Below are 22,331 nucleotides of genomic sequence, written 5' to 3'. Positions count from 1 at the left end.
CTGTTCTCTTTAGCGGATCAATGTCACTTTGCCCGAGCGGTCGAAGTCCTGGCCTTCCACGGAGGTGGCGACGACCGTGTAGACGTACACCCCGTTGATCTCCGGTTTCCCGTTATGCGTACCATCCCATCCGAACTCCGGGTCGGTGGTCTCGAAGACCATTTCACCCCAGCCGTTGAAGATCTTCAGTTCCATGGTCTCGAAGGGCCCGCCACGCACATAGAAGATGTCGTTCATGCCGTCCCCGTTCGGGCTGAAGGCGTCCGGCAGTTTCGGTGGCACGATCTTGTTCTCCGTGATCGCGATGAGCATGGAGTCTGAAGCGGTGCAGCCTGCGGCGTTGGAGACCGTCTGCACGATGATGAACTGGCCCGCATCGGTGTAGGTGTGCGTGGGCTCTTGGGAAAGCGATCCCTGTCCATCACCGAAGTCGTAGTGCCAACCGTTGCCGCCGAAGGAACTGTCCGTGAAAGCGATCGGCTCGCCCGTGAAGGCATCGCCGGTGTAGGAGAAGCCGGCCGTCGGTGCGAACATCACCTCCACGACCTGACTGGTGGTGGCGCTGCAGCCGTTCTGGGCGAACACCGTAAGCGACACCGGATACTGCCCGGCCCCGGGGAAGGTATTGCCAGCCTGCTGACCGGCAGCGCTGTTGCCGTTGCCGAAGTCCCAGCTCCAGCCGATGATGGGCGAGCCCGTGGTGGTGCTGGCATCGGTGAAGGCGGTGGTGGAACCTGCACAAGCGTTCCCGAAGGTGAAGGCCGCGTGCAGCGGGTTCACGAAGGACAGCTTGACGGTATCGACCGCTGCGGCGCAGAACAGGTCTCCCGTGGTGGTGAGGAACAGGTTCACGTGTTGCAGCAGGGAGTCCGTGGCACCCGGTTGATAGATCGCGTTAGCCGTGGTGTTGTTCGGCAGGAAGACGCCGGAACCGTTGGTGGTCCATTGTATACCGGTTGCACCCGTGTAGGTACCGGCCATCTGTACATCCGCCGAGACGTCGCAGGTGGTGATGTCCGTGCCGGCGTTCACCGTAGAAGGCTGGTGCATGTGTACGGCCAGCGTATCGCTGTGCGCTGGGCAGCCCATGTTGCCCGTGGTGGTGAGCACGAAGCTCAATTGCTGGAACACCAGGTCCGGTGCGCTGGGCACGTAAGTCGCGTTCAGTTCGTTGGCATCCGGCAGGAAGGTGCCCGTGCCGTTCGTTGTCCACGCGCCGCCGCTCACTCCGGTGATGTTCCCGGCCAAGGGGATCGGATCGCCATTGGCGCACATGTCCAGGTCGGTACCCGCGTTCGCAATGCGCGTGGGGCCGATCCCGATGAAGAGCGTATCCACAACACTGCCGCAGTTGCCCGTGCCGTAGGCGGTCAGGCTCAGGTGTACACCGCCTGCGATGCTGTCGCTGGCCGAGGGCATGTAGATCGCGTTCAGCGCGTTGGCATCGGGGCTGAAGCTCCCCGTACCGGCAGTGATCCATTGCACCAGCGAATCGTTCTGCGCGGTGCCGTTCAACTGGACCGGCACAATCCCATCGCAGAGCATCAGGTCCGCACCGGCACTCACCGTGGGTGGCTGGTGGATGTATACCGCCACCGTGTCGTTGTGCGCGGGGCAGCCCATGTTACCGGTGGTGGTGAGCACGAAGCTCAGTTGCTGGAACACCAGGTCGGGGGCACTGGGCACGTAGCTAGTGTTCAAGGCGTTGGCGTCAGGAACGAAGGTGCCTGTGCCGTTGGTGGACCACGTGCCGCCGCTCACTCCGGTGATGTTCCCGGCCAATTGCACGGGGCTGCCATCAGCGCACACGTTCAGGTCGGTGCCAGCGTTAGCGATGCGCGTGGGACCCACACCGATGAAGAGCGCATCCGAAGCGTTGCCGCAAGTGCCTGTGCCATACGCGGTGAGGACCAGGTTCACTCCGCCTGCGATGCTGTCAGTAGCCGTTGGAATGTAGGTGGCATTGAGCGTGTTGGCGTTCGGGCTGAAGCTGCCCGTACCATCGGTGACCCATTGCACCAGCGAATCGTTCTGCGCGGTGCCGTTCAACTGGATCGGCGACAAACCATCGCAGAGCAGCAGGTCAGCACCCGCGTTCACCGTGGGAGGAACGTGGTAGCTCACCACCAGCGTGTCCTTACCGGCGGGGCAGCCAGCGTTGTTGGTGGTGCTCAGCACCAAGGAGATGTTACCGATCACATAATCCGCCGCACCCGGGATGTAGGTGGCGTTGAGCGCCGTGGCCGAGGGGCTGAAGGAACCCGTGCCCGTGGTGCTCCACTGGCCCGTGGTGGTGCCGGCGACCGCTCCGTTCAGCGGGATGTTCGGGTCCGTACTGCAAGTGATCACATCCTGGCCGGCCTGTGCAGCGAGCCCACCGCCGAAGGTGATGATGAGCGCATCCGACACGGCGCTGCAAGGCAGGGTGCCCGTGGTGGCCACGGTGAGCGTCACCGTTCCGATGGTGCTATCGGCTGCGCTGGGGTAGTAGAGCGTGGCCAAGGCATTGGCATCGAAGAAGGTGCCCGTGCCCGAAGTGGTCCAGGTGCCGCCGGGTGCATTGGCGGCGTTGGCGGCCAATTGTACCGGTGCGGCCGTGCAGGCGATGATATCGCTCCCCGCAGTGATGTTCGGAAGGGCGCGGACGTTCAGTGTCACTGCATCGGAAGATGCCGCGCAGGAACCATTGGTGATCGTGGTGATCGTCAACTGCACTGCACCCGCTGCGATGTCCGCGTTGCTGAGCGTGTAGGTGGCATTGGGATCGGTGTTGTTGCTGAAGGAACCCGAGCCGGAAGTGCTCCACAGGATGCCCTGGGCACCGCCGCTGAAGTTCCCCGCAAGCTGGGCGATCGGTGAGTTGGCACAGAGGTTTTGGTCCGCACCGGCGAATGCATAGCTGGTGCTGCCGAAGGTCAGTGTCATCTGGTCGCTGCCGCTGGGGCAAGTGCCCGTGTTGGTAGCGGTGAACGTGAGCACTACCGAGCCGTTGGCCACATCGGCCGCAGAGAAGAAGTACTGCGCGTTGAGCACATCTGCACTGGGCTGGAAGGTGCCCGTGCCGGTGGCGGTCCAGATGCCTGAGGGCGATCCGTTCTGGATACTGCCCTGCAGGTTGGCATGGTCGGAGAGCACGCACACGCTCTGGTCCGGACCGGCGCTCACGATGATGCCGGCGGTGAGGTAGATCGTCATCGCATCGCTCACCGGGCCGCAGTTGCCGTTGTTCAAGGAAGTGAGCGTGAAGTGGATCTGACCCGCAGCGATGTCCGCAGCGCTTGCCGTGTACGTGGTGTTCAGTGCACCCGCGTTGGCGATGGTGCCGGTTCCCGTGGTGGTCCACTGGCCCACGGTGGTAATGCCGGAGATCATTCCGCTCAGGTTGAACTGGCTCACCTGGTCGCAGAAGGTCTGGTCCGGTCCGGCGTTCACATAAGGTGCCGGTGTGAGCTCCAGCGTCATGGCGTCGCTGGCGTTGTTGCAGCTGTTCACTGCGTTCAGCGTCAAGGTCAGCGAGCCGATGGCCGTGTCGATGTTGCTGGGGATGTAGGTCGGCGTCAGCACGCTGTTGCTCGGGTAGAAGGAACCCGAGCCGGAGGTGGTCCACTGCACTTGGGTGGCATCACCGCTGATGGTTCCAGCGAGCTGCACCGTGGCGTTGTTCGCGCAGAAACTCAGGTCCTGGCCGGCGTTCACCGTACCGGAAGGTTGGATGGCGATGTACACCGTATCCACATCCGCAGTGCAAGCACCCGTGTTGGTGGCGGTGAGCACCAAGCTCACACCGTGGGCCAAGGAATCCTGGGCGCTGGCGTGGTAGATGTTGGCGAGCGCATCAGCCGGATTGGCGAAGCTGCCCGATCCCAACGTGCTCCACACGCCGGAGGAAGAAGCACCGCTCACTTGGCCATTGATCAACACGTTCAGGTTGCCGAAGCATACCACTTGATCGGCACCCGCATTCGCGCTGGAGACCGGAACGATGGTCACGTTCATCTGGTCCATGGCATTGTCGCAACTGTTCACGCTCCACGTGAAGGTGAGCGTGCCTTGGTCGCCCGGAGCTACTTGGTACACCGCACTTGCAGCGTTGGCGTTCGGGGTGAAGGAGCCCGCACCGTTCGTGGTCCAGTGGCCTTCCGTGGCGTTGCCGCTGATGCTGCCGGCGAGTTGCACGGTGGCTTGGCTGGCGCAGATGCTCTGGTCAACCCCAGCGTTGGCGATGGCGTTCGGCAGGATGGTCAAGGTCATCATGTCCGACACCACATTGCACAGGCCGTTGTTCGTGGAAGTCAGCGTGAGGTCCACAGTGCCGTTCAGCGAATCCAGTGCGCTGGCCATGTAGGTGGCGTTCAGTGCGGTGGCGCTCGGGAAGAAGCTGCCCGTGCCGCTGGTGCTCCACGTACCGGTGGTGGAACCGCCTTGCACGCTGCCGGTCATCGGCACTTGCAGATCGCTGGAGCACGTGGTGATGTCAGCGCCAGCGCTCACAACAGGGGCGGGCGTTACGGTGAGCGTCACTTGGTCGACCACGGCGAGGCAGTTGCCATTGCCCGTGGTGGTGAGCGTGAGCTCCACGCTTCCGGTCTGAAGTTCGAAGTTCGAAGGCACGTACTGTGCGTTCAGCGTCTGTGCGTTCGGCGAGTAGGTGCCGAGGCCACCGCTCCATTGTGCGCCGCCTGCCACGGTGATCGCGCCGTTCAGCGTGACCAATGGATTGTTGGCGCATACGTCCAGGTCCACACCGGCATTCACCGTGGGTGCTGGCGTGAAGGTGATGGCGATGGTGTCGCGCACCGCGAAGCAATTGCCGTTGCCGGTGGAGGTGAGGTAGAGGTTCAAGCTGCCCGAAGCGATCTCCGACGCCGTGGGCGTGTAGATCGGGCTGAACACGTTGTTGGAAGGGCTGAAGGCGCCGCTTCCACCGGACCATGCACCGCCGTTCGCGTTGTTCACGTTGCCGTTGAGCTGCACCGCCGAGTTGTTGGCACACACGGCCAGGTCGGTACCGGCATTCACCACAGGCGCACCGGTGAAGTAGACCGTCATCTGGTCGGTGACGGCCACGCAGATGCTAGTGCCTGTGGAAGTGAGCGTGAAGGTGATGGAACCTGCCGTTACCTCCGCCTCGGTGGGCGTGTATTGCAGTGCCAGCGAGGTGTTATTCGGGAAGTAGTTGCCCATGCCACCGGTCCATTGGCCGCCCGGGGCGTTGCCGACGAATCCGTTCAGCTGGAAGTTCGGATTGTTGGCGCAGATCTGCTGGTCCGGTCCGGCGTTCACCACGGGGACAGGGTCCACGATGATCACCAAGCTGTCCCGCACGGCCGTGCAATTACCGTTGCCCGTGGACGTGAGCACCAAGGACATCTGTCCTGCGGCGATCTCAAGCGCGGTCGGCGCATAGCTGGCGTTCAGCATCTGTGCGTTAGGCGTGAAGGCGCCCGCACCGCCGCTCCACGTGCCACCATTGGCCACGGTGACCGCACCGGCCAGTTGCACCTCGGAAGCGTTGGCGCACACATGGGCATCCAGGCCCGCGTTCACCGTCGGTGCCGGGGTGTAGTCCAAGCGCACGGAATCGCGGGAGGACAAGCAGCCGCCGTTGCCCGTGGAAGTGAGGTAGAGCCACAGTCCGCCCGCGTTCACTTCAGCAGCGCTGGCCGTGTAGACCGCGTTCACCGTAGCAGCGTTCGGGCTGAAAGACCCCGCGCCGCCGGTCCAATTTCCGCCGGTGGCATTGGTCACTTGGCCGTTCAGTTGCGCGGCAATGTTGTTGGCGCAAAGCGTTTGTGCGGCACCGGCCTCCACCACGGGAGCGTCGGTGATAGTGATGGTCACTTGGTCGCTCACCGCGTTGCACAGACCGTTGCCGGTGCTGGTCAAAGTGACCGTGGCCGTGCCTGCGATCACTTCCGCGGCGGAAGGCGTGTAGATCGCGCTCAGGCTGTTCGCGTCAGGCGAGAAGCTGCCTGCGCCGGTCCATGTTCCGCCTGTGGCGTTCTGCACCGAACCGGCCAGTTGCACGCTCGGGTTGTTGGCGCAGGATTGCAAAGGCTGGCCCGCGTCCACCACAGGTGCTGGCGTGATCGTCACCACCATCTGGTCGCTCACCGCATTGCACAGCGCATTGCCCACCGTGGTCAAGGTCAACGTGACGGTACCGGCGGAGACCTCCGCTGCGGTCGGTGTGTACACCGCGTTCAGGATGCCGCTGTTCGGCGAGAAGCTGCCCGCTCCTCCGCTCCAGAGGCCGCCCGTGGCCACGGTCACAGATCCGTTCAACTGCAAGGTGGCATTGTTCGCACAGATGCTGGCGTCCGATCCGGCGTTGGCCGTGGGCGCAGGTGTGAAAGTGTACGTCACCTCGTCCGTTACCGCCGTGCAACCGTTGTTGCCGGTGGTGGTGAGCGTCAGTGTCGCGCTGCCTGCGGCGATCTCACCCAGTGAGGGCGTGTACACCGCGTTCAGTGCATTGGCGTTCGGGCTGAAGGTTCCTCCGCCGCCGCTCCACGTTCCACCGTTGGCGACAGTGACGCTGCCGCCCAGTTGGATGGCCGCATTGTTCGCGCAGCGCACACCGTCCGCACCCGCATTGGCCGTGGGCGAAGCGGTGAAGGTGATCAGGACCTGGTCCGATACCGGCACACAGTTGCCATTGCCGATGGTGATCAAGGTGAGCGTCATGGTGCCTCCGGCGATCTCGGCCGCGGTCGGCGTATAGACCGCGTTGAGCGAAGCGATGGAAGGCGTGAAGCTGCCCGCACCTCCGCTCCATTGGCCGCCACCAGCGCCGCTGACGGAGCCACCGAGCTGCACCTGCGCATTGTTCGAGCAAGCGAACAGGTCGTTGCCCGCATTGGCGGCAGGCGAGGCGATGATCGTGATCGTCATCTGGTCGTTCACCCCGTTGCACAGCCCGTTCTGGATGGTCGTGAGCGTGAGCGTCGCGGTGCCTAAGGCCACCTCAGCAGGGCTGGGATGATAGGTCGCGTTCAGTGTGTTCGCATCCGGCGACCAGGTGCCACCGCCGCCGCTCCATACAGCACCACCAGCTATCGTCACCGTGCCGTCCAGGATCACGGAGGGATCGTTGGCGCAGACGGTGCGGTCCACACCGGCGTTCACCGTGGGGCCTTGTGAGATGTAGATGGTCATGGCATCGCTCACCGCGGTGCAGGTACCGTTGCCTGTACTGGTCAGCGTGAGCGTGATCGAGCCGTTCGCCAGTTCAAGGGCGCTGGGGGTGTACACCGCGTTCAGCGCGTTGATGCTCGGTGAGAAGCCGCCCGTACCACCGCTCCAGATGCCGCCCGTGGCGTTGCTGATGGAACCGGCCAATTGCACGCTGGCGTTGTTCGAGCAGACCGTGCGGTCGATCCCTGCATCCACAACGGGTGCAGGTGCGATGGTGATCACCACTTGATCGGACACGACGTTGCAAGTACCGTTGTTCGTGGAGGTCAACGTCAATGTGACGGTGCCCGCAGCGATCTCACCCAGGGTCGGGGTGTAGGTGGCGTTCAGGTTGTTGTTACCGGGGTTGAAGGTGCCCGAGCCGCCGCTCCACACACCGCCGCCCGCATGGTTGACCACACCGCCCAATTGCGCGGTGGGATTGTTGGCGCACACGGTGAAGTTGTTGCCGGCGTTCACCACCGGTGCCGGGGAGATCGTGATCACGATCTGGTCCGTCACCGGATTGCTGTTGCCATTGCCCACGGAGGTCAGCGTGAGGGTCACGCTACCTGCGGCGATCTCGGCCGCTGATGGATAGTAGGTGGTGTTGAGCGAGGTGTTGTTCGGCGTGTAGCTACCGGTACCGCCGCTCCAGATGCCGCCAGTGGCGATGGTCACGCTGCCGTTGAGGGCAACGACCGCATTGTTGCCGCAGATCACTTGGTCCGGTCCGGCGTTCGTCGTTGGCGCATCGCTGAAGGTGATGGTCATGGCATCGATGGCTGCAGCGCAGGAACCATTGCCGGTGGTGGTCAAGGTCAAGGTGACACTGCCGGAAGCGATCTCCGCCGGTGTGGGCGTGTACACCGCATTGGTGGTGGTATTGTTCGGGTTGTAAGTGCCCGCACCGCCGGACCATACCATGCCGGTGGCGATGGAATAGGAACCGGCCAAGGTGGTGGCCGCATTGTTGGCACTGACGGACTGGTCAACCCCTGCATTGGCCATCGGGGCCGTGGTGAAGGTGATCTGCACCTGGTCAGCGACCGCTGCGCAGTTGCCATTGCCCGTGGTGGTAGCGGTAAGCGTTACCAAGCCATTGGACACCTCGATGGCTGAAGGCGTGTAAGTGATGTTCTGCGCTGTGCTGCCTGGCGAGTAGAGGCCGCTTCCGCCGCTCCACTGCACGCCGTTGGCCACGGTGATGGCCGCGTTCAGCGTAGCGGTGCCATTGTTCCCGCAGAGGGTCTGGTCCACACCGGCATTCACCGTCGGTGAAGGCGTGATGATGAAGTGGACCTGGTCCGTTACCGCGTTGCAGGTACCGTTGCCGGCCGAGGTGAGGGTGAGCGTGAACCCACCTGATGAGATCTCGGCCGCGCTCGGCGTGTAGGTAGCGTTGAGGGTGATGCTGTTCGGGCTGTAGGTGCCGTTGCCGCCGCTCCATACACCGCCTACGGCTCCGTTCACACTACCGTTGAGCGTGACGGCCGGTGAGTTCGCGCAGACGGTAGCGTCCGCACCTGCATTCAGGATCGGCGCCGGGGTGTAGGTGATGATGCGGGTATCGCTGGCCGGTGTGCAATTGCCGTTGCCCGTGGTGGTCAAGGTGAGCGTCACCATGCCAGCGGCGATATCGCCCGGGCCGGGGTTGTAGGTCGCGTTCAGCGTGTTGGCGTTCGGCGTGTAGGTGCCGGTGCCGCCGCTCCAGGTGCCGCCCGTGGCGGTCACCACGCTGCCGTTCAGGGCCACGGCGCCGTTGTTCGCGCAGCGGGTCACATCAGGTCCCGCGTTGGCGGAAGGTGCATCGGTGAAATTGAGCACCACTTGGTCGATGGCCGCATTGCACAGCCCGTTGCCGGTGGTGGTAAGCGTGAGCGTCAAGCTGCCGTTGGTGATCTCCGTAGCCGTGGGTGTGTAGATCGCACTCATGTTCGTGGTGCTCGGGTCGAAGGTGCCGTTGCCGCCGCTCCAGATGCCACCTGTGGCCACGGTGAAGGCGCCGGACAGGGAAGTCACGGGATTATTGGCGCAAAGCACCCTGTCGGATCCGGCGTTCGCAGTCGGTCCAGGTGTGATCGAGTAAGACACTTGGTCGCTCACCGCAGTGCAATTGCCGTTGCCCACCGTGGTCAACGTGAGGGTGACGCTGCCAGCAGTGCGCTCAGCAGCGCTAGGTGTGTAGGTGGCGTTGAGCGTGCTGCTGTTCGGGCTGTAGGTACCCGTTCCACCGCTCCAGATGGCACCGGAAGCACCGTTGACCACACCGGCCAAGATAATCGCCGAGTTGTTCGCGCAGACCGTACCGTTGAGGCCGGCATCCACCATGGGCGCAGGCGTGAAGTTGATCAGCTTGCTGTCCGAGACCAGACCGCAATTGCCATTGCCACTACTGGTCAACGTGAGGGTCAGCGAACCTGCGGCGAGTTCTGAAGGCGTTGGTGTATAGACCGCATTGAGCGTGGTATTGCTCGGGGTGAAGGATCCCAGACCACCGCTCCAGATGCCGCCCGTGGCAATCGTTACGGTTCCGTTCAAGGACACGTTGGCATTGTTCACGCAGACCGTCGCGTCCGTTCCGGCATTCACCGTGGGAGCTGGCGTGAATGCCAAGGTGATCGCATCGGAGACCGCCACGCAATTGTTGTTGCCCGTGGTGGTCAGTGTGAGCGTCACCGAGCCGTTGGAGATCTCATCGGCCGTTGGCGTATAGGTCGCGTTCATGTTCGCCGCGCTCGGGCTGAAGGTGCCCAAGCCACCGCTCCATGCGGCACCGGTAGCTACCGTGAACCCGCCAGCCAAGGTGGCCGTCGCGTTGTTGGCGCATAGGCTCTGGTCAGGGCCGGCGCTCACTGTGGGCGCGGGCGTGATCGTCCAGGTCACCTGGTCGCTCACCGCATTGCACAGGCCGTTGCCTGCGGAGGTCAAGGTCAAGGTCACCGTGCCCGCGGTGCGTTCCGCAAGGGTCGGTGTATAGATCGCGTTCAGCGTAGAGTTGTTCGGGCTGTACGTGCCGTTGCCGCCGCTCCAGATCGCCCCGCTGGCACCGCCCACGGTACCGACCAGTTGCATCGCAGGAGCGTTCGCACAGACCGAGGTATTCAACCCGGCATCCACAATGGGTGCAGACGAGAAGGTGATCAGCTTGCTGTCCGACACCCCGCCGCAGTTGCCGTTCCCGGTGCTGGTGAGCGTAAGGGTCAACGTGCCGCCTGCGAGTTCCGCAGGGGTCGGTGTGTACGTGGCGTTCAAGGTCGTGTTGTTCGGCGTGAAGGATCCGGCGCCGCCGCTCCACACACCGCCCGTGGCGATGCTCACGCTGCCGCTCAAGGCCACGCTCGCATTGTTCACGCACACCGTGACATCCACACCCGCATTCACTGTCGGCGCAGGCGTGAAATTCAACATCACCGCATCGGACACCGGCACGCAATTGTTGTTGCCGGTAGTCGTCAAGGTCAATGTCACGGATCCGTTCGAGATCTCGGTAGCCGTCGGTGTGTAGGTCGCGTTCACATAGGAAGCACTCGGGCTGAACGTGCCCAGGCCGCCGCTCCACACAGCGCCGGTGGCCACACTGAAACTACCGTTCAAGGTCGCCGCGGCATTGTTCGCGCAAAGGCTTTGGTCCGCTCCCGCGTTCACGGTCGGGGCCGGCGTGATCAGGTAGGTCACATGGTCGTTCACTGCGTTGCAAAGGCCGTTGCCCGTAGTGGTCAACGTCAGTGTCACCGTGCCTGCAGTGCGTTCGGCCGCACTTGGCGTGTACACGGCATTCAGGGTCGTGCTGTTGGGGTTGTAGGTGCCCGTGCCGCCGCTCCAGGTCGCTCCAGTAGCACCCGTGACCACACCGGCCAAGGTGATCGCGCTCGCATTGGAGCAGACCGTTCCGTTGGGTCCGGCGTCCACCGTGGGCGCTGGCGTGAAGTTCACCCTCACCGTATCCTTCACTGCGGTGCAATTGTTGTTGCCCGTGGTCGTCAACACCAAGTTCAAGATCCCGTTGGCGATCTCCGTCACGGTCGGGGTGTAGGTCGCATTGAGCGCCGTGTTGTTCGGGTTGAAGGAACCGGCACCGCCGCTCCATGCACCACTGGTCGCCACGGTCACGCTTCCGTTCAGCGCCACGGTGGCATTGTTCGCGCAGCGGGTAATATCCGTACCGGCATTCGCAGTAGGCATAGGCGTGAAGCTCAATACGAGCGCATCGGACACTGCCACGCAGTTGTTGTTGCCCGTGGTGGTCAAGGTCAAGGCGACGGAACCGTTCGCGATCTCAGCGGCCGTCGGCGTGTAGGTCGCGTTCATGTTCGAGGCGCTCGGGCTGAAGGTGCCCAGGCCACCGCCCCAAGTGGCGCCCGTGGCCACGGTGAAGCTTCCGCCCAAGGTCGCCACGGCGTTGTTCGAACACAGACTTTGGTCAGCTCCCGCATTCACCGTGGGTGCTGGCGTGATCAAGTAGGTCACCTGGTCGATCACGGCATTGCAAAGGCCGTTGCCCGTGCTGGTCAAGGTCAGCGTCACAGTGCCGGCCGTGCGCTCAGCGGCGCTCGGTGTATACACCGCTGTCAGGGTCGTGTTGTTGGGGTTGTAGGCGCCCGTGCCGCCGCTCCAAGTTGCTCCAGTAGCGCCAATGACCGCACCGGCCAAGCTGATGGCCGAGGCATTGGCGCAGACGGTGCCGTTAGCTCCGGCATCCACCGTGGGCGCCGGGCTGAAGGTGATCTCCTTGGTGTCCGTCACCGCAGAGCAATTGTTGTTGCCCGTGGTGGTCAGCGTCAAGGTCAGGATCCCGCCGGAGATCTCCGTCGCGGTCGGGGTGTAGGTGGCGCTAAGTGTCGTGTTGTTCGGCGTGTAGGACCCGGCGCCGCCGCTCCATACCCCGCCCGTGGCGATGGTCACGCTGCCGTTCAGCGTCACGCTCGCATTGTTCGCGCAACGCGTCACATCCGCACCGGCGTTGGCAGTAGGTGCGGCAGTGAAGCTCAACACCATCGCATCGGACACCGCTACGCAGTTGTTGTTGCCCGTGGTGCTCAAGGTCAGGGTCACGGAACCGTTCGCGATCTCCGCAGCGGTCGGAGCATAGGTCGCGTTCATGTTGGTGGCGCTCGGGCTGAAGGTGCCCAGACCGCCGCCCCAAGTGGCGCCGGTGGCCACGGTGAAGCTTCCGTTCAAGTTCGCCACGGAGTTGTTGGCACACAGGCTTTGATCAGGACCGGCGTTCACCGTCGGAGCGGGCGTGATCAGGTACGTCACGTGGTCGATCACCGCATTGCACAAGCCATTGCCGGTAGTGGTCAAGGTCAGCGTCACGGTACCGGCCGTGCGCTCCGCGGCGCTCGGCGTGTACACCGCGTTCAAGGTCGTGTTGTTCGGGTTGTACGTGCCGGTGCCGCCGCTCCAAGTTGCCCCAGTAGCGCCAGTGACCACACCGGCCAAACTGATCGCGCTGGCATTGGCGCAGACCGTTCCATTAGGCCCGGCGTTAACCGTGGGTGCTGGCGTGAAGGTGATCTGTTTGCTGTCCGTCACCGCCGAGCAATTGCTGTTGCCCGTGGTGGTCAGGGTCAAGGTCAAGATCCCGGCGGAGATCTCCGTTGCGGTCGGGGTATAGGTGGCGTTCAGGGCCGTGTTGTTCGGCGTGAAAGAACCGGCACCGCCGCTCCATACACCACCGGTCGCGATCGTCACGCTGCCGTTCAGCACCACGTTGGCATTGTTCGCGCAGCGCGTCACATCCGCTCCGGCGTTCGCGGTGGGAGCAGGCGTGAAATTCAGGACCACTTGATCGAAGACCGCCACGCAATTGTTGTTGCCCGTGGTGGTCAGGGTAAGCGTAACAGCACCGCTTGAGATCTCCGTTGATGTCGGGGTGTACGTCGCATTCACGTTGGAAGCGCTCGGGCTGAACGTGCCGTTACCGCCGCTCCAAACCGCGCCCGTGGCCACGGTGTACGACCCTGCCAAGGTGGCTGCGGGGTTGTTCGAGCAGAGGCTTTGGTCAGGGCCGGCGTTCACCGTAGGTGCCGGTGTGATGGTCCAGGTCACTTGGTCGCCCACCGCATTGCACAGGCCGTTACCTGCGGAGGTCAAAGTCAAGGTCACCGTGCCGGCGGTACGCTCTGCGGCGGTCGGCGTGTAGGTCGCGTTCAGTGTGGAACTGTTCGGGCTGTATGTGCCGTTGCCACCGCTCCAGATGGCCCCGGTGGCGCCGCTCACACTACCGACCAATTGCATCGCAGAAGCGTTGGCGCAGACGGAGGCGTTCGGGCCCGCATTCACGATCGGGGCCTGTGAGAAGGTGATCAGCTTGCTGTCCGATGCCACGCCGCAGTTCCCGTTCCCGGTGCTGGTGAGCGTAAGGGTCAAGGTGCCGCCCGCGAGTTCCCCCGGGGTCGGTGCGTAAGTGGCATTGAGGGTGGTGTTGTTCGGCGTGAAGGAACCTGCACCGCCGCTCCACACACCGCCGGTGGCAATGCTCACACTTCCGTTCAAGGACACGTTCGCATTGTTCACGCACACCGTTACATCGGCACCCGCGTTCACCGTCGGTGCAGGTGTGAAGCTCAGCATCACTGCATCCGAGACCGCCATGCAATTGTTGTTGCCCGTGGTGGTCAAGGTCAAGGTGACGGAACCGTTCGAGATCTCTCCCGCAGTGGGCGTGTAGGTCGCGCCCACATAAGAAGCGCTCGGGCTGAAGGTGCCCAGACCGCCACTCCAAACAGCACCCGTGGCCACACTGAAGCTTCCGTTCAAAGTCGCCACGGCATTGTTCGCGCAAAGGCTCTGGTCCGGTCCGGCGTTCACCGTGGGTGCAGGCGTGATCAAGTAGGTCACCTGGTCGTTCACCGCGTTGCAAAGGCCGTTGCCCGTGGTGGTGAGGGTCAGGGTTACCGTGCCCGCCGTGCGCTCCGCAGCGCTCGGTGTGTACACCGCGTTCAGCGTCGTGTTGTTGGGGTTGTACGTGCCTGTCCCACCGCTCCAAGTTGCCCCAGTAGCGCCAGTGACCACACCGGCCATGGTGATCGCGCTTGCATTGGCGCAGACCGTTCCGTTAGGGCCGGCATCCACCGCGGGCGCAGGTGTGAATGTGATCTGCTTGCTGTCCGTTACAGCCGAGCAGTTGTTGTTACCCGTGGTGGTCAACGTCAAGGTCAATATCCCGCCGGAGATCTCGGTGGCGGTCGGGATGTAGGTGGCGCTAAGTGTCATGTTGTTCGGCGTGTAGGATCCGGCACCGCCGCTCCATACCCCGCCCGTGGCGATGGTCACGCTGCCGTTCAGCGTCACGCTCGCATTGTTCGCGCAACGCGTCACATCCGCACCGGCGTTGGCAGTAGGTGCGGCAGTGAAGCTCAACACCATCGCATCGGATACCGCTACGCAGTTGTTGTTGCCCGTGGTGGTCAAGGTCAGTGTCACCGAACCGTTCGCGATCTCCGCAGCGGTCGGCCCGTAGGTCGCGTTCATGTTGGTGGCGCTCGGACTGAAGGTGCCCAGACCGCCGCCCCAAGTGGCGCCGGTGGCCACGGTGAAGCTTCCGTTCAGGTTCGCCACGGCATTGTTGGCGCAGAGGCTTTGATCAGGACCGGCGTTCACCGTCGGTGCCGGCGTGATCAGGTATGTCACTTGGTCGTTCACCGCATTGCAAAGGCCGTTGCCGGTAGTGGTCAAGGTGAGGGTCACTGTGCCGGCCGTACGCTCAGCTGCGCTAGGCGTATACACCGCGTTCAAGGTCGTGTTGTTGGGGTTGTAAGTGCCCGCGCCACCGCTCCAAGTGGCACCGGTAGCTCCGTTCACCACACCGGCCAATGTGATCGCGCTTGCATTGGCGCAGACCGTTCCATTAGGCCCGGCGTTAACCGTGGGTGCTGGCGTGAAGGTGATCTGTTTGCTGTCCGTCACCGCCGAGCAATTGCTGTTGCCCGTGGTGGTCAGGGTCAAGGTCAAGATCCCGGCGGAGATCTCCGTTGCGGTCGGGGTATAAGTGGCGTTCAGGGCCGTGTTGTTCGGCGTGAAAGAACCGGCACCGCCGCTCCATACACCACCGGTCGAGATCGTCACGCTGCCGTTCAGCACCACGTTCGCGTTGTTCGCACAACGGGTCACATCGGCACCGGCGTTCGCGGTGGGAGCAGGCGTGAAATTCAGGACCACCTGATCGGAAACCGCCACGCAGTTGTTGTTGCCCGTGGTGGTCAAGGTCAGCGTAACGGAACCGCTCGATACTTCGGCTGCCGTAGGTGTATAGGTCGCATTCACATTGGAAGCACTTGGGCTGAAGGTGCCGTTACCGCCGCTCCAAGCAGCACCTGTGGCAACGGTGTATGATCCCGCCAAGGTGGCCATCGGGTTGTTCGAGCAAAGGCTTTGATCAGGCCCGGCATTCACCGTGGGTGCAGGCGTGATCGTCCAGGTCACTTGGTCGCTCACCGCATTGCAGAGGCCGTTGCCGGCGGAGGTCAACGTAAGGTTGACGGTACCGGCCGTGCGCTCCGCAGCGCTCGGTGTGTACACCGCGTTCAACGTCGTGTTGTTCGGGTTGTAAGTGCCGGTTCCGCCGCTCCAGATACCGCCCGTGGCACCGGTGACGCTACCGGCCAATTGCATCGCAGAAGCGTTGGCACAGACGGAAGCGCTAGGTCCCGCATTCACGATCGGGGCCGGTGAGAAGGTGATCGTCCGGCTGTTGCTGGCCGGGTTGCAAGTACCGTTTCCGGTAGTGGTCAGGATCAGTGTGACCTGCCCCGCCGCGATCTCCGCCGCGGTAGGTGCATAGCTCGCGTTCAAGGTGGTGTTGTTCGGGGTGAAGACACCGGTGCCGCCGCTCCATGTTCCGCCGGTGGCCACGGTAATACTGCCGTTCAATACCACCGCCGCGTTGTTCGCACATAGCGTGCTGTTGGCCCCGGCATTGGCCGTTGGTGCAGTCGTGTAGGTGAGAAGGACTTGGTCGCTCACTGCACTGCAAAGCCCGTTGCCCGTGGTGGTGAGGGTAAGTGTGGCCGAACCCGTGGACACCTCCGCAGCGGAGGGCGTGTAGGTGGCGTTCGTATTGGTGGTGCTCGGGTCGAAGCTGCCCGCACCGCTCCACACGGCGCCGGTGGCGATGTTGAAGCTTCCGTTCAGGGTCACCGCTGCATTGTTGCCGCAGACCACCCGGTCCAGGCCCGCATTCACCGTGGGCGCCGCGGTGATGGTCCAGGTCACTTGGTCGCTTACCGCATTGCAGGTGCCGTTACCCACCGAGCTCAAGGTCAAGGTCACCGTGCCTGCCGTGCGCTCCGCAGCGGTCGGCGTGTAGACCGCGTTCAGTGTGGTATTGTTGGGATTGTAAGTTCCGCTTCCACCGCTCCAGATAGCGCCGGTGGCACCCGTTACGCTGCCCGCCAGTTGCATCGCAGGAGCGTTCGCGCAGACCGAAGCATTCGGCCCGGCATCCACTACCGGGGCCGGGGTGAAGGTTATCGTGCGGCTGTTCGAGACGGCCAAACAATTACCGTTGCCCGTGGTGGTCAATGTGAGCGTGACCGTGTTGGCCGCGATCTCCGATGCAGTGGGTGTGTAACTACCGGAAAGGGACGTGTTGTTGGGCGTGAAGCTGCCGTTGCCGCCGCTCCACACACCGCCGGAAGCACCCGCCACGCTGCCGTTCAAAGCGATCGTGGAATTGTTCACACAAGCGGAGCTGTTGGCACCCGCATTCACCGAAGGGGCGGCCGTGAAGGCCAGCACCACTTGATCGGTGGTCGCAAGGCAATTGTTGTTCCCTGTGGTGGTCAACGTGAGGGTCACCGAGCCGTTGGCGATCTCAGCGGCCGTGGGCGTATAGGTGGCCACCATGTTGGTGGTGCTCGGATCGAAGCTGCCGTTGCCTCCGCTCCAAACGCCACCGGTCGCGAGGGTGAAGCTGCCATTCAATGAGGCAACAGGGTTGTTGGCGCAGAGTGTTTGGTCCGCTCCAGCGTTGGCCGTGGGTGCGGGGGTGATCAGGTACGTGACCTGATCGGACACCGCGTTGCAGGTGCCGTTCCCGGTGGAGGTCAACAGAAGCGTCACCGTTCCTGCGGTGATCTCCGCCGCGCTCGGGGTGTAGGTAATGTTCAAGGTGGAAGCATTGGGGCTGTAGGTGCCCGTGCCACCGCTCCAAGTACCGCCCGTGGCGCCCGTCACCGAACCGTTCAGGGTGATGGCCGGGGCATTGGCGCATACGGTGCCGTTCGCACCGGCATCCACGATCGGGGCCGGTGTGAAGGTGATGGTGCGGCTACTGGTGGCCGGCGTGCAATTGCCGTTGCCGGTGGTGGTGAGGATCAAGGTGACCGAGCCGTTGTTGATCTCGGCTGCCGTGGGCGTATACACCGCGTTCAAGCTGGCGTTGTTCGGGCTGAAGGAACCCGTTCCACCGCTCCATGCACCGCCGGTGGCCACGGTCACGCTGCCGTTCAGCGCGATGTTCGCGTTGTTGGAACAGACCGAGGAGTTCGCACCCGCATTGGCCGCAGGTGCCGTGGTGAAGCTCAACAGTACCTGGTCCGTCACTACGATGCAGCTCCCGTTGCCGGTGGAGGTCAGGGTCAGCGTAACACTGCCGCTGGCGATCTCGGCCGCCGTGGGCGTGTAGATCGCGTTCATGTTGGTGGTGCTGGGGTCGAAGGTCCCAAGCCCTCCGCTCCACACGCCGCCCGTGGCTACGGTGAAGCTGCCGTTAAGGGTCGTGGCCGCATTGTTCGCGCAGAGCACCTTGTCCGCGCCAGCGTTCACGGTAGGCGTGGGCGTGAAATGCACCAGCATGCTGTCCTTCACCGCATCACACACGCCATTACCGGTGGTGGTGAGATAGATCCACACGGAATCCGCAGCTATTTCGGCTGCGGTGGGCGTGTAGGTGGGGTTCATGTTCGAGTTCGAGGGCAGGAAGCTTCCCGCGCCGCCGGTCCATACCCCGCCCACTGCGTTCAGGACGCTGCCCGACAAGGACACCACAGGAGCGTTCTTACATACCTGCTGGTCCGGTCCCGCGTTGGGGATCGGTTTCGGGTGGAAGGTGAGCGTCAGGTCATCCTGCTGCGGGGTACATGGCCCTGTGGAGGTGAGCGTGAGGGTCACATTGCCCAAGGCAATGTCACCGATGCTGGGTTCGTAGGTCGCGCTCAGGCTGGTATTGCTGGGCTGGAATGTGCCGCTGCCCGTAGTGGTCCATTTGCCCGTGGTACTTCCGCCGGAGACCGTTCCCGTAAGTTCCGCGCTTTCCCCTGCACAGAGGTCCTGGTCCGCACCGGCGCTCACGTCGATCCTTCCGGAAAACTCCGAAAAGAACCCGTAGCGGCAGCCCGAACCGGCACCGCCGTTGATCACCCCCAGAGAGAACACGTCCGAGGTGTTGCTCACAACGATCGCCTGGTTCACCGGCACCTGCGTGGTGTTGTACTGGATCCGTGCGGCCATCCATTCGCCGCCGGTACCGGGTACGGTCACAAAGGCGGAACCCGGGATCGTTGCCGTACCAGGGCCGGTAACCACGAAGTCGTTCTGTGAACCGGTGCGCACAAGCAGGTTCAGGAAGAAGCCCTCATTGGTGGAGCGGGTAACGCCCACCTGCTGGCTGCCCGCGCAGTTCAAAGGCGGGAGGATGGCCATGCCCATCTCGCAACCGAAGCCCGTGACGTGGATCGCGTACACCGGCTTCGAGGCCGACATGTAGGTGGCATTGTCCGGACCGGCGCTCAGGTAATCCATGTCGTGGCGGTAGTACTGCCCGGCAAAGAGCGTGGCCACGGGCGTGCCGCTCCCGTCGATGTAGATCTTGGTGTTGTTCTCCACCGCCATCAGAAACACGGATTCGTCGCCCGTAGCATACAAGGCGCCCTTTACCGCCACGTAATCCGTCCCGAGGATCCCGACCGGAACGATCTGGTCCATCATCAGGTCGTAGCAACCGCCGGAAGGGTTGTGGTTGGAATCGTCCTTGATGGACACGGCAATGGGCTTGTCCGAAAGTACGGCCGCGCCCGAAGGGTGCTTGGTGGGGTCCGTGTAGGTGCTGTACAGGGTGTTCGCACAGGAGTACGTCTGCCCTTGGTTCAGGATGATCATGAAGGGCGTTTGCGCAGGATGCCCGTCCACGTCCACCGGGGAGTTGATCAATACGGTGGTGTTGTCCTCCGTGGCCACGATCTCGAACGAGGCGAAGGCCTTGTTCGCGTTGTTGCCGAAATCATTGTTGTAAAAAGGGGCGTGCTTATGCAGGGGGATATAGAACTCGGTGCCAAGGCCGTTGGCGCCCTTCAAGGCGAGGATGTCCGGGTTGTTCGTGTTGCTGCACTCGTAGTAGCAGGTAATGTCCTCCGTGGCCGTGATGTGCAGGCCGGTATTGCAAATGGTGTTGGTGGGCCGCGTTTCCAATTGCGCCTTCAGGGAGGTCATGTTGTAGCGCACCGAACTGTTCGCCGGTACGTTCAGTACGATCGGTGTACCACCGTTGAAACCCGCGTTCGCCGGCTGGGCGATCGTTACGGTGGCCGCAGTATTCCCAGCGGTCACGTTGAAGTAGATCGGTTCGTCTCCGGGCTGGTTGTGCAAGAAGGTCACATCCGGAGGGGCCACCCAGAACTCGGTACCGGTCTGTGCCACGATCAGCCCTGGGGCGATGACCAAGAGGATCAAGAGGAGAAGCTGCTTCATGTGCGGTTCGGGCTGATCGTCCCTTGCGGAACGGCCGTGTTTACGCCCGATCATGCAGAAGGGTTCCATTCGTCGGCAAAAACAAAGTATTCGTCGAGATATTGGTCTGGGTTGTATCCCCTTTTTCTCTTCTCGGCAGGAAGGATCAGCAACCCACGACAACGGCAAATTCATCGACCAATAAGCTATTATTACCGATCACGTCCCTTCAAAAACCTCATTGCGCGGTCGTGTCCGTTACCTTTGGTTCATTGCTTTCGAATTAAGGATGTCCGCCCTTTGCTATTTGAACCGTCCGACGCTGGCCATCCTCGCCATGTCCCTGGCCCTCCTTCCTCTGCGTTCGACCGGTGCGGAGAGGAGTTGCGACCCCGCCTTGATCGACACGGTGATCACCAACAGCCCCCTCTGCCCGGGCGACCATATCAACCTGTCCGTGGTCGCCTCAGGCGACATTCTTGGATATTCCTGGCAAGGACCCGGCACCGGTGAGTACTTCACCTTCACACCGGAATTCTCGTTCAGCTTTCAGATCCTCGGCGCGTACGTGGTGGTGGTGTACGGCGAATGTGGGAACGACACTGCGACGGTAATGATCAATGCCGCAGGTGCCGGGGCGGGCCACGACGATACCCTGCATCTCTGCGATGATGGGCCTCCCAGGGACCTCGCCGTGGAATTGGGAACCCATGCCGTAGGCGGCACGTGGACCTTCGATGAGCTTCCGCACAGCGGGATCTATGACCCGGCCGTGGATGTTCCCGGAGACTATGTGTACACCTCGCCCTTCGCCGCCACCTGCCCCGGAACATCCCAAACCGCTACTATCACCGTTGATGTGACCCATGTCGGGCCGGATACGGCCACCTCCACATGCGCCTTGGACAGCGCGTTCGGCCTCACGTCGTTCCTTTCCCCGGATGTGACCCCGGGCGGAACATGGAGCCGTTATGTGTTCCTTTCCATAGAGCCGCATAGTGGCATCTATGATCCCGCGATCGACTCCTCCGGGGTGTTCCAATATGCCGTCCAAGGTTGCTCGGTGTCCGTGCTGGTCATCGAAGATCCGGCACTTCCCTGGTTCCAGGACGCTGATGGCGATGGCTTAGGGGACCCGCTGGTGGTGGCGTGGAGTTGCACCCAGCCTATGGGTTCCGTGGCCGACAGCACCGACAACTGCGCGGCCATGCCCGGCAAGATCGGGGACGCCTGCGATGACGGCCGCCCTGAGACCGTGGAGGATGTCATCACTGATTCATGTACCTGCGCAGGCGTGACCATCACCGCCATCCTTTCCCCGCAGACTCAGGAACCGTTCTTCTCGATCTGGCCCAATCCGAATGCCGGTGATCGCTTGTATCTGCAATTACCCGGCGCTGGAACTGCCGAGGTGCAGCTTTTCGACGCTCTTGGCAAACTTCAACGGTCGGTCCGTGTGCGGTCAGTCCCCGATCACACGCCCATGGGAATGGATCTCGGTGGTGGACTGGCCAAGGGCCTCTACCTCGTCCGAGTTACCATGGATGGCCGTTCCAGCACGGCACCGCTCGTGATCCGATAGGTTCCGCCGGAAACCCCAAGGCTGTTTATTTCGTTGAGTGGTCCGTTCTGATCGACGGACCATGAAAAACAACCTCTCAATAATTGCCGCAATCCTCATCATCCCCGCTTTTGCACAATCCGGGGATGTTGCCCTGATGGATGCGCATCGCCCCTCCACCCCGATCAGCTCCAGTGCTCCAGCACCGACCTATGAGCTGATCTCCTTTGTGGCCGAACCGGTGAGCGGTGAAGGCGTCTCGCTCCAATGGGGCACGGCCGCGGAAGTACCGAACAGCCTCTTCACGATCCAACGCTCCCAGGACCGGATGAACTGGCGTACCGCCTTCACGGTGGACAGCGAGGGTGGCGTCAATGGCCATACCGCGTATGAATTCATGGACATGGCACCGATCAACGGTATTTCCTACTACCGCTTGATCGCCTCCAACGCGGGCAAAGAGCTGGATGTCTCCGATGACTTCGCCGTTTCGTACACGGCTATCCCCGCACTGCAGTTCCAGAATGAACGGGAACCGGGCCGATTTACCGTAAGCGGTGCAGGCGCCATCAGCGACCTGCAAGTGCTGAACAACCGCGGCCAGTTCATCCCCATGGACCTGAACTACACCGGCGACCAAGTGCTGGTGAACGCCGAGGGCCTTGAGCCGGGTACCTATTTCGTGCAAGCCGTGGTGGACGGCAAACCGGTGCTCCGCACCGTGATCGTGACGTCCACGGGTGTGATCGGAGGATAATACCAATTCGAATTTCAAGCACATCCGAAGAAGCCGACATTTCCGCAGGCACTTAGGGTCCGCAAATTCCTGATTCCTAATTCCGATAAGCCTCGTCGGCAGTCGGAATTAGGAATCAGCGGATCAGGAATTTGTATAGCTGCCGATCCTGCCGGGAGATCCGTT

3 protein-coding genes are annotated in these 22,331 nt (G+C 62.6%); 2 read left to right on the top strand and 1 reads right to left on the bottom strand.

All coding sequences use genetic code 11. From position 1 onward, the window contains the following. Positions 1-9: 9 nt before the first annotated feature. Positions 10-19,869 (bottom strand): gliding motility-associated C-terminal domain-containing protein, encoded by a 19,860-nt coding sequence (locus tag IPP95_10745; GenBank protein ID QQS71661.1) that lies wholly within the window; start codon positions 19,867-19,869, stop codon positions 10-12. 316 nt (positions 19,870-20,185) lie between these two features. Here IPP95_10745 and IPP95_10740 point away from each other — a divergent pair, with 316 nt between their 5' ends. After that, a complete protein-coding gene (locus tag IPP95_10740; protein ID QQS71660.1) occupies positions 20,186-21,430 on the top strand; it encodes a T9SS type A sorting domain-containing protein in 1,245 nt (414 codons plus the stop codon). 61 nt (positions 21,431-21,491) lie between these two features. Next, positions 21,492-22,166: a hypothetical protein gene (locus IPP95_10735; protein QQS71659.1), complete on the top strand. Its 675-nt coding sequence runs from the start codon at positions 21,492-21,494 to the stop codon at positions 22,164-22,166. Positions 22,167-22,331: the final 165 nt, after the last annotated feature.

The sequence above is a fragment of the Flavobacteriales bacterium genome (assembly GCA_016700415.1).
GTDB lineage: Bacteria > Bacteroidota > Bacteroidia > Flavobacteriales_F > PHOS-HE28 > PHOS-HE28.
The sequence above is the reverse complement of the archived record's forward strand: the minus strand, read 5'-3'. Positions and strand labels throughout refer to the sequence as shown.